The 13,896-nt window shown below is 69.9% G+C and carries 17 protein-coding genes and 1 pseudogene; 6 read left to right on the forward strand and 12 right to left on the reverse strand.

Annotated features, from left to right (window positions below; translation table 11 throughout):
• Nucleotides 1-518 precede the first annotated feature (518 nt).
• The 12 genes and pseudogenes from AB0873_RS12350 to AB0873_RS12405 all read right to left on the reverse strand — a co-directional run bounded on the left by AB0873_RS12350 (nucleotide 519) and on the right by AB0873_RS12405 (nucleotide 8,449).
• Nucleotides 519-1,430: a replication-relaxation family protein gene (locus tag AB0873_RS12350; protein ID WP_366599741.1), complete on the reverse strand. Its 912-nt coding sequence runs from the start codon at nucleotides 1,428-1,430 to the stop codon at nucleotides 519-521.
• A gap of 346 nt (nucleotides 1,431-1,776) precedes the next feature.
• Entirely contained in the window at nucleotides 1,777-2,679 is a 903-nt protein-coding gene (locus AB0873_RS12355; protein ID WP_366599742.1) for a DUF5996 family protein, read from the reverse strand.
• A 4-nt stretch (nucleotides 2,680-2,683) separates the two neighbouring features.
• Entirely contained in the window at nucleotides 2,684-3,397 is a 714-nt protein-coding gene (locus AB0873_RS12360) for an alpha/beta hydrolase (protein ID WP_155331478.1), read from the reverse strand.
• 12 nt (nucleotides 3,398-3,409) lie between these two features.
• Entirely contained in the window at nucleotides 3,410-3,550 is a 141-nt protein-coding gene (locus AB0873_RS12365; RefSeq protein WP_366599758.1) for a hypothetical protein, read from the reverse strand.
• Between the two features lie 12 nt (nucleotides 3,551-3,562).
• Nucleotides 3,563-3,831, reverse strand: a pseudogene (locus tag AB0873_RS12370) (alpha/beta hydrolase fold domain-containing protein); the annotation flags it as partial.
• The gene (locus AB0873_RS12375) at nucleotides 3,734-3,979 is read right to left on the reverse strand and encodes a (4Fe-4S)-binding protein (protein WP_155331477.1); all 246 of its coding nucleotides are present in this window, start codon (nucleotides 3,977-3,979) and stop codon (nucleotides 3,734-3,736) included. The gene AB0873_RS12375 and the pseudogene AB0873_RS12370, both read right to left, overlap by 98 nt.
• Nucleotides 3,980-4,010: 31 nt before the next feature.
• On the reverse strand, nucleotides 4,011-4,319 hold the full coding sequence (locus AB0873_RS12380) for a GNAT family N-acetyltransferase (RefSeq protein WP_366599743.1): 309 nt from the start codon (nucleotides 4,317-4,319) through the stop codon (nucleotides 4,011-4,013).
• A gap of 244 nt (nucleotides 4,320-4,563) precedes the next feature.
• Complete coding sequence (locus AB0873_RS12385) at nucleotides 4,564-4,833, reverse strand: hypothetical protein (protein WP_366599744.1); 270 nt, start codon at nucleotides 4,831-4,833, stop codon at nucleotides 4,564-4,566.
• Nucleotides 4,834-4,879: 46 nt separating this feature from the next.
• Complete coding sequence (gene bla, locus AB0873_RS12390) at nucleotides 4,880-5,785, reverse strand: class A beta-lactamase (RefSeq protein ID WP_155331474.1); 906 nt, start codon at nucleotides 5,783-5,785, stop codon at nucleotides 4,880-4,882.
• 398 nt (nucleotides 5,786-6,183) lie between these two features.
• Nucleotides 6,184-6,513, reverse strand: coding sequence for a hypothetical protein (locus tag AB0873_RS12395; protein ID WP_366599745.1), 330 nt, complete (start codon nucleotides 6,511-6,513; stop codon nucleotides 6,184-6,186).
• Between the two features lie 179 nt (nucleotides 6,514-6,692).
• Complete coding sequence (locus AB0873_RS12400; protein ID WP_155331473.1) at nucleotides 6,693-7,295, reverse strand: response regulator transcription factor; 603 nt, start codon at nucleotides 7,293-7,295, stop codon at nucleotides 6,693-6,695.
• Nucleotides 7,292-8,449, reverse strand: coding sequence for a histidine kinase (locus AB0873_RS12405; RefSeq protein ID WP_155331472.1), 1,158 nt, complete (start codon nucleotides 8,447-8,449; stop codon nucleotides 7,292-7,294). Before AB0873_RS12405 ends, AB0873_RS12400 begins: the two co-directional genes overlap by 4 nt.
• Nucleotides 8,450-8,557: 108 nt before the next feature.
• Between AB0873_RS12405 and AB0873_RS12410 the strand changes: the two genes are divergently transcribed.
• The 6 genes from AB0873_RS12410 to AB0873_RS12435 all read left to right on the forward strand — a co-directional run bounded on the left by AB0873_RS12410 (nucleotide 8,558) and on the right by AB0873_RS12435 (nucleotide 13,600).
• A complete protein-coding gene (locus tag AB0873_RS12410; protein ID WP_366599746.1) occupies nucleotides 8,558-9,439 on the forward strand; it encodes an ABC transporter ATP-binding protein in 882 nt (293 codons plus the stop codon).
• Between the two features lie 26 nt (nucleotides 9,440-9,465).
• The gene (locus AB0873_RS12415; protein WP_366599748.1) at nucleotides 9,466-10,185 is read left to right on the forward strand and encodes an ABC transporter permease; all 720 of its coding nucleotides are present in this window, start codon (nucleotides 9,466-9,468) and stop codon (nucleotides 10,183-10,185) included.
• Nucleotides 10,182-10,862, forward strand: a complete 681-nt coding sequence (locus AB0873_RS12420) for a GPP34 family phosphoprotein (protein ID WP_366599750.1) — start codon at nucleotides 10,182-10,184, stop codon at nucleotides 10,860-10,862. Before AB0873_RS12415 ends, AB0873_RS12420 begins: the two co-directional genes overlap by 4 nt.
• Before the next feature lie 260 nt (nucleotides 10,863-11,122).
• The gene (locus AB0873_RS12425) at nucleotides 11,123-12,187 is read left to right on the forward strand and encodes a PHB depolymerase family esterase (RefSeq protein WP_366599751.1); all 1,065 of its coding nucleotides are present in this window, start codon (nucleotides 11,123-11,125) and stop codon (nucleotides 12,185-12,187) included.
• Nucleotides 12,188-12,589: 402 nt separating this feature from the next.
• Entirely contained in the window at nucleotides 12,590-13,036 is a 447-nt protein-coding gene (locus AB0873_RS12430; RefSeq protein WP_366599752.1) for a hypothetical protein, read from the forward strand.
• Between the two features lie 165 nt (nucleotides 13,037-13,201).
• On the forward strand, nucleotides 13,202-13,600 hold the full coding sequence (locus tag AB0873_RS12435; RefSeq protein ID WP_366599753.1) for a DUF4260 domain-containing protein: 399 nt from the start codon (nucleotides 13,202-13,204) through the stop codon (nucleotides 13,598-13,600).
• Nucleotides 13,601-13,896: the final 296 nt, after the last annotated feature.

Consider the following 13,896-nt stretch of genomic DNA (forward strand, 5'->3'; position numbering starts at 1 on the left):
GAGGCCCTGCGGAACTGGCCGCCGGTCTAGTTAGCGACTCAAGGATCTTGGTGTCGAGGGTGTAGCGCGTGGGTCGTCGCTGCGAGATGTCTGACATCGAGTGGGAGGCGCTGTCGCGGTATCTGCCGTCGGCGGTGACTGGTGGTCGGCCGCGGATCGATGACCGGCGGGTGCTCAACGGGACCGTGTGGAAGTTCCGAGCTGTCGAGCGGATGCTCGCCGGGGTCCGGGCCGATGCGGACGCGGCTGGGGACATCGACCGGCTGCTCTCGGTCGACTCGTCCATTGTGCGGGCCCACCAGCACGCCGCGGCCAGCCGCCGGGACGGTCACCTGCACAAGGAACCACCGGGTGGCGTGGCCACCGAACCCCGACGATCACGGGCTGGGCCGGTCGGCGGCGGGGTCACCCACAATGACGCACCTGGCCTGCGAGCAGGGCCGCGAAACCCTCGCCGTGGTGATCACTGTCAGGGCAGCGCGCAAACAGCCCGGCAGTTCATCACCGTGCTGAATGGATCAGTGATCGTCGGGGTCGATGTAGCGGTCGGGGTTGGTGGCGGTGGTGTGGGGGCCGTGGTCCGACGGCAGATCGTGCAGCCATCGGCGCAGGCCGGGGTCGGTGGTGAGGGTCCAGGCGGGGCCGGCAGGGTGCTCGTCGTGCAGGCCGGTGGCCACGGGCATGGCGGTGGGCACGTCGGCGAGGGCGTCGAGCAGGCTGGCCTCGCGGCGGCGGTGGGGCACGCGCAGCAGGACGGGGTATCGGGGGCCGTACCCGGCGAGGCGCTCGTAGGCGCGCAGCTTGCGCAGCACGCTGGCAGGCGGCTCGGTGCCGTTGTCGTGTTCGAGGAAGAACCCCACGGTCCGGCCGCCGGCGGTCCAAATGCCGTGGCCGTCGGGGCGGATCCCGGCGAGATGGTAGGCGGCGGTGGCGTGCTGCTCGGACCACCAGCGTCGCAGGTGGGCACGTGAGTCGGTGCGCGTGTAGGCGATCAGGTCGACGAAGAGCTGGTTGACGCCGAGCAGGTGCCGCAGCCGGGGGCTGCCGATGATGCGTTCGGTACGCTCGATGCTGCTGCGTGGCGGTCGAGCGTCCGGCCGGTCGGGATCGGTGTATGTGGTGGGATGTACGAGCATCCCGAGCGGGCCGAGGGTGTAGAGGTGCTGGCTGTCGCCGGTGGTGACGTCAACGAACCGGTGCACGGCGTCGATGCGGTGCAGGGTGTCCAGGCGCAGCCGGGCCGAGCGCTCCGACGGGAACAGCGCCCGGGTGATCTGGGCGGTGGACAGCACGTAGTGCTCAGCGAGCCACGGGAGAAGCTCACGGTCGAGCAGGGTCAGCCGCCGCAGGTGCGACAGTCGCTGTGACTTGTTGGACGGAGTTCGGGGCGACGACGGACGGAACACGGGAATGGAGGAATCGCTGTTCATGAGGTGTTTCTTCAGGGAGTAGCGGGAAGGGACCCCTCCCGTGGGGAGGAAGTCTGGAACTGTCGCCGCTGATGACGGTGGACGGTCACGGGGCGGCGTGCTGAGGCCGTGCCGCGGGAACCGTGACCGGCAGATCCACACCGAGCCCCGGTCGATCGCCAGTTGGCAGCAACTGGGGTGTTCGAGCCTGCCTCCGCAGACCAGCACGATCCGTGCCTCTCACCGCGCTGACGCCTGCGCCGTCTTACGGTCTACACCCAGCGACGGCGATCGATCGGCACCGGCCAGCGGGATCGTCGGATCCGGCACTCCACCACCACGCTGATGGAACTGTCGACTCAGGACGCTAGCCCTTCGCCTCCAGGGCGGAGCGTTCCCATCTGGCCAGGTCGGCGGCGGCCGCGTAGGTCGAGCGGAGGAACTCGGTCAGCACGGCGTCGGGATCGGGCGCGCTGGCGACCGTCTCGTAGGGCAGCACGCACTCCCGCAGGTCTTGGTCGTAGAAGGCGGCCGTGCGCTCTGGATAGCCCGGCGGCTCCGGATAGGCGTACGCATAGAAGGCGCCTTCCTCGCCGCCGCCCGGCCAGAAGCCGAAGCTCGCCAGCTCGTGCGAATAGCCCTCCTGCATCACCGCCGGCGGGCAGTTGGGCACGCCGCCCGGGTGGGCCGGGGCGACGCGGCCGGAGAATCGCGTGTAGGCCAGATCCATCGCTCCCCAGAAGAAGTGCACCGGGCTTGCCTTGCCCACGAACTCTGAGCGGAAGCGGCCGAGGACGCGTTCGGCCTGCAATAGTTGCTGCCAGAAAAGATGCGCGGCCTCCCCGTCGTACGACTTGTTCTTGTGGTCGTCAGCGAAGGGGATCGCGATCTCGACCTCGTTGGGAATCGCATGGATCTGCGGCTCGAGTCCGAGCGCGGCCAGCGTTTCGAGGGTTTCGCCGTAGAACGTCGCGACTGGCTTTGGTTCGAGGGCGATGTCGCTCGAGCCGCCGTCGCTGGTGCGCAGGCGAAGCCGGTGATCGAGGAAGTCGAACTCGATGTCGAAGGCCCCCTCGCGGTACGGCACCGGCGACGTGGTCAGGCCACGCGCGGTCGGATAGAGCGTGACGTGCCACCAGTGGTTGACCGCCGGCGCGTAGGCCATGCGAATCTTGCCGATGATCTGGGTCCACATGTGCAGCGTGTCGCGGGTGTCGGCCCAGTCCGCCACGCGCAGCCGGGGCCATGACGCGGTGATCGCGTTCTGCATCGCCTTAACCCGCCCAGCCGGTCGACGTGGCCGCCTTGAGAATGATCTCGGCCACCGCGGTGGGCTCCGAGGCGGGGATCGCATGCGACGCACCGGGAAGTTCCACGCTCGCGCGAGCACCGGCGCGCTCGGCCATGAAGCGGTGTGCCTCGAGCGGGATGTTGTAGTCCAGCTCCGGGTACACGAACCAGGACGGCACGGTCTTCCACGCCGGTTCGCCGGAGCCCTCGTTAAGCGCCGTGGTGTTGAGCGGGCGCTGGGCGGCCGCGTCGACGGCGGCTCGCTCGGGCGGGACATCGGCGGTGAACTGGTGGTGGAACTTATCCTGCTGGATGTACAGATCAACCGTTCCGTCCGGCAGGGGGACTTCCTGGAGGGTCTCGCCAAGGGTGCCACCGGGGAACTTGCCGGACAGCTCGCCGATGCTCTCACCGGCTTCAGGCGCGAAGGCGGCAACGAACACGAGCGCCTTGACGTGGTCGTGGCCGACAGCGGCGTTGGAGATGACCGCCCCACCGTAGGAGTGGCCGACGAGTACGACCGGCCCGCCGATCGTGGCCACGACGCTGGAGATGACGGCGGCATCGCCGGACAGGCTGCGCAACGGGTTGGGCGCGGCGACGACCGGGTAGCCGTCGGCGTGCAGCCGCTGGATCACGCTGTTCCAGCTGGCGGACTCGGCGAACGCGCCGTGGACGAGGACGATGGTGGGTTTCATTCCAGTGCCTTTTCATCGGGTCGACAGCAGGACGGTGGACAGGAACTCGGCGGCCTGGCGGATCGCAGCCTCGGCCGCCCGGGTTTCACGGAGCACGTTGAGCATCACGAAGTCGTGAATGACGCCCTGGTAGCGCACCGCGGTAACGGGCACGCCGGCTTGACGCAATTTGTCGGCATACGCCTCCTTTCGTCACGCAGCACATCGGCCTCGGCGACGATGACCAGGGCCGGCGGCAACCCGGCCAGTTGCTCGGCGGTGGCGCGCAGCGGCGAGGCGGTGACTCGGCACGCTGCGCGGCGTCGGTGGTGTTCCTTCAGTGATCTGCGTCGTGGGTCAGTCCGGGGTTTCGGCCCCGCCGTCCACGAGTTCGTACTGCAGCGCCCCCGACGGGCAGCGCCGCACCACTTCGGCCAAGCGCTCGGCCTCGGCACCGTCGGGCCGAATCCACGGGCGCTGGCCCGTGTCGAAGACTTCCGGCAAGCCGCGCACGCACTCGGCGGCGTGTAAGCAACGCCTCGCCTCGAACGTGACGGTGATCTTCTGGCCCTCATACGCTTTCTTCTCGGTTCTGCTGCTCATGCGGGCCTCCGTCGCTGCCATGTCCGGCTGTTCAATCGCTGACTCTGCTGTAGGACTGGTACACCAGGTCCTGATACTCGGGGTGCCTGGCGATCCACCCCGCGATAAATGGGCAGGTGGCCAGGACCAGCAGGTTCGCGGCGCGCGCCTCGTCGAGGGCGGTGCGGGCCAGTGCTGCCCCGACTCCCCTGCCCTCGTACTCGGGCGGAACCTCGGTGTGGACGAACGCGACGAGTTCCGTGGTACGGATGTACTGCGCGACGCCCGCGACCTCGGACTCTCCCTCGATTCGGGCCTCGTACCGCTTGGCCTCGGGAGCATCACTCACTCTGACTGCCATGTGTCCTCCAGGTGTCTTTGGCGTGGGTCTGAATTCACACCGGTTCGGTCTGTCTAGGTGATGCGTCACTTAAGGTCACCGGCCTTCTGGGCCGACCCGTTATCAGGACTTGGTGGACAACGCGTCGCTGGGCGTCGCCAGGTTGAGCGGGCGCAGCCGTCTCCGCGTCGTCTCGGCGAGCGCGGCAATCCTGCGGCCACCACCCAGTGTGCGTCAGCAACCGGCCACGACCAGTGACACCGCGTCACATGCGGTGATGACACGGCGCCACTGCCGGATGAGCTGCGCGCGCTTCAAGAAGGCCTGACCACCCTGGCCACGGAGCCGCCGAATCGAGCGGATGACCAGTACTCATGGAGTGCTCTACGACCTGGTCGCCGCCGACCAGTACTCCGTAGAGCGGCCAGTCCGGGTCGGTCAGGATGCCGGCCACCAGGCCACAGATGATCAGCGACACGGTGTTGGTCAGAATCGTGCGGTCACGCATCGCATTCTGGTCAACCTCGATCCACATGGTGCAGCCAGTTGGCGGTGCCACGGCCCCGGCGGGCCGCTCACCGTCACAACGTGGCGATCACGACCTCGGCCGCCCGGGCGATCAGGGCGTTGTCGTAGCCGGCGTCCTTCTGGTCGCGGCTGGACAGCACCGCGAGGACGATCGGCGCACGATCCGGGGGCCAGATCACCGCGATGTCGTTGCGGGTGCCGTAACCGCCGGCACCGGTCTTGTCCCCGACGACCCAGCCGTCGGGCACACCGGCGCGGATCAGCTCGCCGCCGGTGGTGTTGCCCCGCAGCCAGCCGTTGAGGATGTCGCGGTCCGCGGGTTCGAGGGCGTCGCCGACGGCGTACGCCCGCAGGTCCTGGGCCATGGCCCGCGCGGTGCTGGTGTCCCGCCGGTCACCCGGCCTGGCCTCGTTGAGCGCGGTCTCGTAGCGCGCCGGATCGGTGACCTTGTCGCCGACCTCGCGCAGTTCCTTCTCGAACTTCTGCGGTCCACCGAGCCGGCGCAGCAGCAGGTTACCGGCGGTGTTGTCGCTGTACCGCACGGCCGCGTCGGCGATCGCGCGCAGCGTCATGCCGTCGGCGACGTGCCGCTCCGTGATCGGCGAATAGGTCACCAGGTCGTCCGCCGAGTACCGCACCACCCGGTCCAGCTCGGCGTCGGTGGTCTCGTCGAGGACCTCCGCGGCGGCCAACGCCTTGAAGGTCGAGGCGTACGCGAACCGCTCGTCGGCCCGGTACCCCACCGTCCGGCCGGTGCCGGTGTCGATCGCGTAGACCCCCAACCGCGCGTCGAACCTCTCCTCCAGCCGTCGAAACTCGCGGTCCGGGTCGGTCTGGGCGGAGACGGTGGCCGTCGCCACGGGGTCGGGCGGCGGCGGCCCGGCGGCATCAGCGGGGCCGCACGCGGCCAGGGACACCGCCGCCACCGAGGCCACCAGACGGTGTGTCGCAAAGGTCATCATCGCTCCTTGCTCGCTGCCGTGGGTCCGGCGCGGGCGACGCCGGTCGGACAGGACTCGACCCTGGCAGGGATCTGGCATGCGGTCGAAGACGGAACTGGCGGTGTTCATGCTGATCTGGCATTGCCGGCGCGGCGCGGATCGGACCGGTCCTGCTCGAGATCAGGCCGTCAGGAGCTGGGATCCGCGAAGGGACCGTCGGCGGTGAACGCCCGCTTCGCGAAGCGTTCGGCGATGCGCCAGTGGGTGGCGGTGTCCGGGTGGAGCTGGTCGGGCAGCGGCAGGTCGGCGAAGTCGGATCGGCCGTAGAGGTCGAGGCCGTCGAGGTGGTGCAGGTTCGGGTCGCCGGCCGCCCGCCACGTGGTGATGCGGGCCAGCTCGTCCCGGATGACGCCGGGTCAGCTTTCCGCTCGCCCGCTCCGCCGGGTCGCCGGTGGCCCGGAAGCGCACCTGTCCGGTGCCGAGGCGGTGGGGCTGGTGGCGTTGGAGCCCTGGCTGATGGAACTGCCGTGGTGCAGCCAGACCCGGCGCCCCCGGTCGGGTACCGGTGCGACGGGGGCGTCGGTGCGCAGGGCAACGAGTTCGGTCCTCTCGTGGTGCGGCAGCCAGATCTCGACGTCCTTCACGCGGTCGGACAGTCCGGTGAAGCGGACGGTCCCGGGTGGGCCGGATCGGCGCTCCGTGGTCCCGCTGGTCATGTCGATGGTCACCGTGTCGCCACCGGTCACGCTGGCCTGGTCGGTAACAGCCGGTGTGGCAGCACACCGCGCGCCGTGTGCTGCACGTCGAGTGCGCCGCGCAGGAGGTCCGTGCTGATCGGGGTGGTGATCCAGGTGGAGGTCATGCTCTCGATCCGTCGATCGGTGTGGGGTGGGTCGCGCCCGGGAAGGACCGGCCGGCCCGCCGATTACAGCCAGTCGTGCTCGCGGGCGTAGCGCGCCGCTTCGTGGCGGGTCCGGGTCTGGGTCTTGCGCATGGCGTTGGAGAGGTAGTTCCGTACGGTTCCCGGCGCGAGGTGCAGCCGAGCGGCGATGTCGACGACCGAGTAGCCCTCACCGGTGACCCTCAGCACGTCGACCTCGCGGTCGGTCAGGGGGCAGTCCTCGGTGACCGCGAGTGCGGACACGTCCGGGTCGATCCAGCGTCTACCTGCGTGCAGGGTGGCGATGACTGAGGTGATGTGGGCCGGCTCGGCGGACTTGCTGACGAAGCCCTGGACGCCGAGTCTCAGGGCCTTGCGCAGCACGCCGGGCCGGGCGTGCCGGGTCAGCATGAGGACCACCTGCTCCGGGCGCGTACGGCGGATCTCCGCGACCGCGCCGAGGCCGTCCACGCCGGGCATCTCCAGGTCGATGACCAGGACGTCGGGCCGGTGCCGCAGGGTGGCCTCGATGGCGGTCTCGCCGTCCTGCGCCTCGGCGAGGACGGTGATGTCGCCTTCCAGCGGCAGCAGTGCGGCGAGGGCCGTACGGAGCAGCACCTCGTCGTCGGCGAGCACGATGGTCGTCATCGACCGTCCTCCTCCCCCGGGGCCGGTGGGGCCGCGGCGCCACGGGCGGGCGGGAACGTCGCGGCCGTCCGGAACCGCCCCTCGTGCTGCTCCACGATCAGCTCACCTCCGTCGCCTGCCACCCGCTGCCGCAGCGCGGACAGTCCCCTGAGCTGCGGCGGTGTGTCGGCGGTCGCGCCGTCGTTGACGATGGTGATGCCTGACTCGGAGAGCGTGATCTGCACCTGGGTGGCCTGCGCGTGGCGCAGGATGTTGGTGGTCGTCTCGCGCAGCACCTGGCCGAGCAGTTCGCTGACGCGGACGTCCACGTCAGCCTCCCGGGTCACCCGGACCCGGATGCCGGCGGCCTCGAACAGGTTCTTCGCGTTCTCGATCTCGGCGGTGAGGTTGAGCCGCCGTTGGGCGTAGGCGAGTTCCTTGGTCTGTGCGATGGTGTCGCTGACCAGCGCGTACGTCTCCCGCAGTTCCTTCTCCGCCCGTGCGGTGTCGCGGAGCAGCAGTCGCTGGGCCAGAGCGATCTTCAGCTTGACCACGTGCAAGGTGTGGCCCTGGATGTCGTGCAGGTCGCTGGCGAACCGGACGCGCTCCCGGACCACGGCCAGCTCCGCCTCGCGTTCCCGGGTCTGTTCGAGCTCCCGGATGAGGTCGTAGAACCGCTCGCCCACCATCGTGAAGACCGTCACGACGACGGTGAGGGCGGTCGGGATGAGGACGTAGGTGACCAGGACGTGACCGATGTCGTCCCGCTGCACCAGCAGCCGCGCCGCGCCGACGGCGGCGACATAGCAGAACAGCCCGGCCACCGCCAGCCTGCGGTGTCGCCGGACCTCGCGCAGGGCGAGGGATCCCACGGCGCAGAACCCCCAGTAGGCGTTGGGGCTGCCGGTCACCAGGACCCCCAGTGGCCACACCGCTGCCCCGACGATCACGCACGGCAGCGCTACCCGTGCCAGGTCGTTGGCCGTCCACCGTTCGAAGGCCACCACGGCCGCCACGGCTCCGGGCGCCAGGACGACGAGGTGCCACCAGGTACGCGCGTCGGTGTAGAGCAGGACCACGGCGGCGATCACGACCGGCGGCAGGGACGTCGCCAGGTTGAGCCGGCGCAGCCTTCCCTGCGTCGACTCGGTGAAGCGCGGCGATCGTGCGGTCACCGCACCAGTATCCGGCAGCCAGGGGCCACGACCAGTGACAGCACGTCACATACGGTGATGACGTGGTGCCACTGACGGGCCGGCGGCGCCCGCGCTGTCATAGGGTGCATGTCCACCACACCCGTCATCGAAGTCGACCGGCTGAACCTCACCTACGGTGACTTCCACGCCGTCAAGGACCTCTCCTTCGAGGTACGACCCGGAGAGCTGTACGCGCTGCTCGGCACCAACGGGGCCGGGAAGACCTCGACCTTGGAAGTTGTCGAGGGCCACCGGAGGCCGGCCTCCGGCACCGTGCGCGTCTTCGGGCACGACCCGGGCGACCGGCGCGTGGTCCGTCCCCGAATGGGCGTCATGCTCCAGGAGAGTGGTTTCTCCCCGGACCTCACGGTTCGTGAGTCCGTCCGGCTCATCGGCCAGCTCACCCGGCGCAGCGACGACGTCGGCCGAGTGCTCGACCTCGTCGACCTCACCGGCCGGGCCAGCCGCAAGGTGTCGCAGCTCTCCGGTGGCGAGAAGCGGCGGCTGGACTTCGCCACCGCCGTCTACGGCACCCCGGAGCTGCTCTTCCTGGACGAGCCGACCACCGGCCTCGACATTCAGTCCCGCGACGCCGTCTGGGCGACCGTCGACCGGCTCCGCGAGAACGGCGCGACCATCGTGCTCACCACCCACTACCTGGAGGAGGCACAGCAGCGCGCCGACCGCATCGGGCTGATGCACCAGGGCACCCTCCACCGCGAGGGCACCGTGGCCGAGTTGACCCGCACCCTCCCGGCGGTCATCCGCTTCACGCTGCCCCCGGCGGCGCCGACGCTGCCGCTGCAGGCCGCCGTCGGCCCCGACGGAAAGGTCGTGGTCGAGACCGTCGCCCTGCAGAAGGACCTGCATGTCCTGCTCCGGTGGGCCCAGGACCACGCCGTCGAGTTGCAGGGCCTGGAGGCCGGGCCGACCCGCCTCGACGACGTCTTCCGCGCCATCAGCAACTGACCCGCCACCTCGACAGGAGTGCCACCGTGTTGTCCATCGCCGCAAGCGAGCTGATCCAGATCTTCCGCAACCGGCTGGTACTGATCACCAGCCTCATCATCCCGGTAGTCGTCAGCGCGTACTTCGTCCGCCAGCACGAGACCTACGCCGCCCTCGGCAGCCTCGGCTACATCGCCGCGATCGTGATGTTCACGATCACCGCCTTCGGCCTCTACGCCACCGCCGTCACCACCCTGGCCTCCCGACGGCAGAACCTCTTCCTCAAGCGGCTGCGCTCCACCGCCGCAAGCGACACCGGCATCCTCGCCGGCCTGCTACTGCCCGTCGTCGTCCTCGCCCTGATCCAGGTCACCGCGATCCTGACCGCCCTGGCCCTGGTCGCCGGCGGGCCGGCCAACGTCGCACTGCTCGTGGTGGCGACCGTCGCCACCCTGGCCATGATGATCGGGCTGGCCCTGGCCACCGCCGGGCTGACCAACTCACCCGAGCACGCCCAGGTCACCACCCTGCCCGTCACCCTCGGCGTGATCGCCGTGTCCAGCTGGATCGGCATCACCGGCACCACCGACCTCACCTGGCTCAAGCGACTCCTGCCCGGCGGCGCCGCCACCGAACTGACCATGAACGCCTGGAACGGCGGCGTCGCCGTGACCGAATCCCTCGCCCTGCTCGCACCCACCCTGGCCTGGGTCGCCATCGCCGTCACCCTTGCAACCCGACTCTTCCGCTGGGAGCCCCGCCGATGACCACCGAACCCCGGTCGGACGTCCCGACCCTCGCGGAAGATCTCCTACTGCTCCTGTTCCAGCCCAGGTCCGGGACGATCGCGGGGGAGAACACGCTGTTCTACGTCCTCGGTGGAGCCGTCCTCGCGGACCTCGCCCTCGGCGAACATCTGACCACGCCGGCCCGGGGCCGGGTCAGGAGTGTGGAGGGCCACCCACCGTCGGACGACCTCCTCCGCCCGGCATGGGACTACCTCGCCGAGAAACCGAGGGGGGTGCAGACGGCACTGGCGGCGATCGGTCCCGCCCTGCGCAAGCCGGTGTTGGACAGGCTCATCACGCGAGGCGAGATCGACCAGCAGCCGCACAAGGTGCTAGGCCTGTTCCGCACGACCGCCCTGCGCGAGGGTGGGACCGGACGCCGGGCGCGTCTGCTCGCCGACGTCCGGCACGCCCTCGTGGACGGTGCACAGCCGCAGACCCGCATCGCCGCGCTCGCGGCACTGCTCTCCGCGAGCGGTACCCTCCCGCAGTTCCACCGCGAGATCCCGTGGACGGCACCGGTGATCAACCGGGCCAAGGAACTCGAGCGCGGCGACTGGGGCGCCGACGCCGCGGCGCAGGCCGTGACCCGCACCGTGACGGCCACGGTCGTCAACAGCGCCATCGCGGCCATCACCGTGCTTCCGCGCAGCTAGTGCGCCGCACTGAAACGACGCCGGGTGAGCCGCACCACATCGTACGCCCGGTGCCACCACATTTGGGACGACATCGACACCCACCCGAGGTGTACGGCGTGCCCGCCGAGCTCAGCCTGCTCCGGCCGCGTGCGGGCCGGGCGCGGGACAACTACACGCCGGTGGCGGCGTCGGCTACCTCAGCTATCCGGCACACCCGACCCACGCCGCACCGTGTCGACATCCACCAGACGCGGTCCCGTACAACTAAGGAGACGCACGTGACCTCCCCGTCTTCCGCGCCGGATGCCGACGCCGAGCCCACCCGTCCTTTACGACGGCGGTGGCTCCGGATCGTATCCGGCGTCCTCGCCACCGTGGTGGCCGCCGTCAGCCTCGGCGTCGCCGCCCTGCAGCTCGGCCTGCCCTGGCAGATGGGCGACGGCGACCGCAACCACGTCTACGAGGGCGACGCCGGTTCGCAGCGCTACCAGGTCCACCTCCCGCCCCAGCACAAGGGGACGACCCGGCTACCGGTCATCATGGCGATCCACGGCTGCGGCATGACCGGCTACGGGTGGAACTCCATGAAGTCCACGACGCAGTTCAACCGCCTGGCCGACCGGGAGGGCTTCATCGTCGTCTACCCCACACAACTGATCACCCGCAACCTGATCGCCTGCTGGAACTCCGCCGACCCACGGCATCAGCACCGGTACACCGGCGAACCCGCGCTGCTCGCCGGCGTCGCCCGCCAGGTGGTCGAGAAGTACGACGCGGACCCCGCGCGGGTGCACGTGGCCGGCGCCTCGTCGGGCGCGGGTACCGCGGTCATCCTCGCCGCGACCCACCCCGACATCTTCGCCACGGTGACCTCGGTCGCCGGCGGCGAGTACGGACTCAACCAGGTCGACCCGGACGATCCCGACTCGACGTCGCCGCTGGACACGGCACGTCAGGCCTGGGCCCAGATGGGCGACCGGGCCCGCCGGGTGCCGCTGCTGGTCATCCAGGGCGAGCGGGACGAGGTCGTGCCGCCCCTGGTCGCCACCCGCCTCGTCGAACACTGGACCGCGGTGGGCGACCTCGTCGACGACGGCCTGCCCAACGACAGCCTCGACACGACCGAGAAGACCGTGTCCATGCCCGCCGCGGCGGGGCGGCACGCGTACACGCAGACGACGATCTCGGCGCCGGACGGCTCGTCGATCGTCGAGGCGTACCGCGTCCAGGACATGGGGCACGTCTGGCCCGGTACGGACGGCGACGGCCGCTACACCGATCACGCGGGCCCCGATGCCAGCGCGATCGTGTGGGAGTTCGCCGAGCGCCACCCGATGCCGTGAGGACCGCGTCGGCCCGGCCGCGCCTATCCGGGGCCGGTCGTCTCCTCAGCCAGGTCGACCGGGCGCGCCTTGAGCTTGGTGGCGATGCACATCAGCGCGCGTCGGTCCGCGGGGCTGAGCGGGTCGATCTCGCGGGAAGACTGATCGCCTTCGACGACGCCCGGGTGCGCTGACAGCGCGACCAGGGGTTGACACACACGAGTTACCAACCAAAGGGGTGGTTCACGGTGCGGAATTCGCAATCGGCTGAGGCCGGCGTGACCCTGGGTGGTACTGCTGTCCGACCAGGACGGCGGCCACCCAGGCCCTGACCATCCGGACCCCGCCGGCTGGGCACCGCGTGTCGAGCGTGCGGTACGCGACAGTGGGCGCGCCTGGACGGTCCTGCGGCCGGGTTGGTTCATGCAGGTTCTCACCGATCCGCGCTTCTACCGCGACCAGATCGTCGGTGCCGGTGAGCTGCCGTTTCCCAGCGGCGACGCCATGGTGGCCTGGATCGACGCCCGGGACATCGCGGCCGTCGCCGCGCGGGCGCTGCTCGAGGACGGGCATGCCGGCCGGACGTACCGGATCTCCGGTCCGGAGGCACTGTCGTTGCCGCGCACCGCGGAGCTGCTCTCCGCCGCGGCAGGGCATCCCGTGACCCACCGGGACGTGACCGTCGACGAGGCTGTTGCCGGTCTTGAGGGCTTCGAACGAGACCTCTCCGCGCTGACGTTCGAGCGGGTACGCGCCGGCAGGTTCGCGGAGGTAACCGACATCGTCGAGCACGTCACCGGACGGCCGGCGCGTACGCTGCGGAGCTTTCTCGCCGACACCGAGCCGGCGTTGCGGCGCGGGGGTCGCTGACATCCGGGACGGCCGACCTCACGAGGGCCTTTCTCGACCGAGCCCTGCGTGCCGCCTGACCGCACATGGAATGGTACCGAAGTGCGCACCGGCGAGAGCGGCACCGTCCGGTCGACGCACGCGGGATCGGCGCCAGCGGAACCCTGACAGATACCGAGGTGTGAGATGCCAGATGTGAACCCGGTTGCAGCTCAGCGCATCGAGGCCGCTGTCGTTGCTGCCCTCGCCGTCGTCGTGACCGTCACCGCCGGGTACCCGTGGTGGTGGCTGCTTGCCCTCTTCCTCGTCTTCGACCTGTCAATGCTCGGCTACCTGCACGGGCCACGCCTTGGAGCCACCTGCTACAACCTGGCGCATTCCTACACCCTGCCGGCGTTGCTCGGTGCGGTCGCCGTGATCACGGCCGCACTCCGCGACCCGATCGACTGGCTCGGAGTCCTGGCCGTCGCCTGGGCATTCCACATCGCGGTCGACCGCGCCCTCGGTTACGGCCTCAAGACGACCGAGGGGTTCGAACACACACACCTCGGTCGGATCGGGAAGGCCCGGCCCCACGACCGCTGAACCAGCCGCTTGGTGGAGGCGCTCGGGAGACGGCCCGACGGCATCCGCAAGCTCCGGGCCAGCAAGCGAAATTTCGTGCTGTCCGGCCACCGTTAGGCCAAGGGATCCGAAGGCGGCCGGCGGCCCGCGTTCGATCCGGTCGTCTACCGGCAGCGTCACCTAGACGAGTGATTCCCAACTCTGGGTTGAGCGGCGTGGCATGTTGACCAGCGCAAGTAGAGAGGGCATCGATGGTCGTTTGTGAAGACAGACCTCGACACCCTCTTGACCGCACTGTACGTGCTTATCGACGACCA

Origin of the sequence: Micromonospora sp. NPDC047707 (assembly GCF_040704235.1) — a bacterium.
Taxonomy (GTDB): domain Bacteria; phylum Actinomycetota; class Actinomycetes; order Mycobacteriales; family Micromonosporaceae; genus Micromonospora.

Bases quoted from the DNA above. Each gene is read 5' to 3' on its own strand.
- AB0873_RS12355 (WP_366599742.1), bottom strand. From the start codon at position 2,679: ATGCAGAACGCGATCACCGCGTCATGGCCCCGGCTGCGCGTGGCGGAC.
- AB0873_RS12435 (WP_366599753.1), top strand. From the start codon at position 13,202: ATGCCAGATGTGAACCCGGTTGCAGCTCAGCGCATCGAGGCCGCTGTC.
- bla (WP_155331474.1), bottom strand. From the start codon at position 5,785: ATGACCTTTGCGACACACCGTCTGGTGGCCTCGGTGGCGGCGGTGTCC.
- AB0873_RS12430 (WP_366599752.1), top strand. From the start codon at position 12,590: ATGCAGGTTCTCACCGATCCGCGCTTCTACCGCGACCAGATCGTCGGT.
- AB0873_RS12375 (WP_155331477.1), bottom strand. From the start codon at position 3,979: ATGAGCAGCAGAACCGAGAAGAAAGCGTATGAGGGCCAGAAGATCACC.
- AB0873_RS12400 (WP_155331473.1), bottom strand. From the start codon at position 7,295: ATGACGACCATCGTGCTCGCCGACGACGAGGTGCTGCTCCGTACGGCC.
- AB0873_RS12380 (WP_366599743.1), bottom strand. From the start codon at position 4,319: ATGGCAGTCAGAGTGAGTGATGCTCCCGAGGCCAAGCGGTACGAGGCC.
- AB0873_RS12385 (WP_366599744.1), bottom strand. From the start codon at position 4,833: ATGTGGATCGAGGTTGACCAGAATGCGATGCGTGACCGCACGATTCTG.
- AB0873_RS12410 (WP_366599746.1), top strand. From the start codon at position 8,558: ATGTCCACCACACCCGTCATCGAAGTCGACCGGCTGAACCTCACCTAC.
- AB0873_RS12350 (WP_366599741.1), bottom strand. From the start codon at position 1,430: ATGAACAGCGATTCCTCCATTCCCGTGTTCCGTCCGTCGTCGCCCCGA.
- AB0873_RS12420 (WP_366599750.1), top strand. From the start codon at position 10,182: ATGACCACCGAACCCCGGTCGGACGTCCCGACCCTCGCGGAAGATCTC.
- AB0873_RS12360 (WP_155331478.1), bottom strand. From the start codon at position 3,397: ATGAAACCCACCATCGTCCTCGTCCACGGCGCGTTCGCCGAGTCCGCC.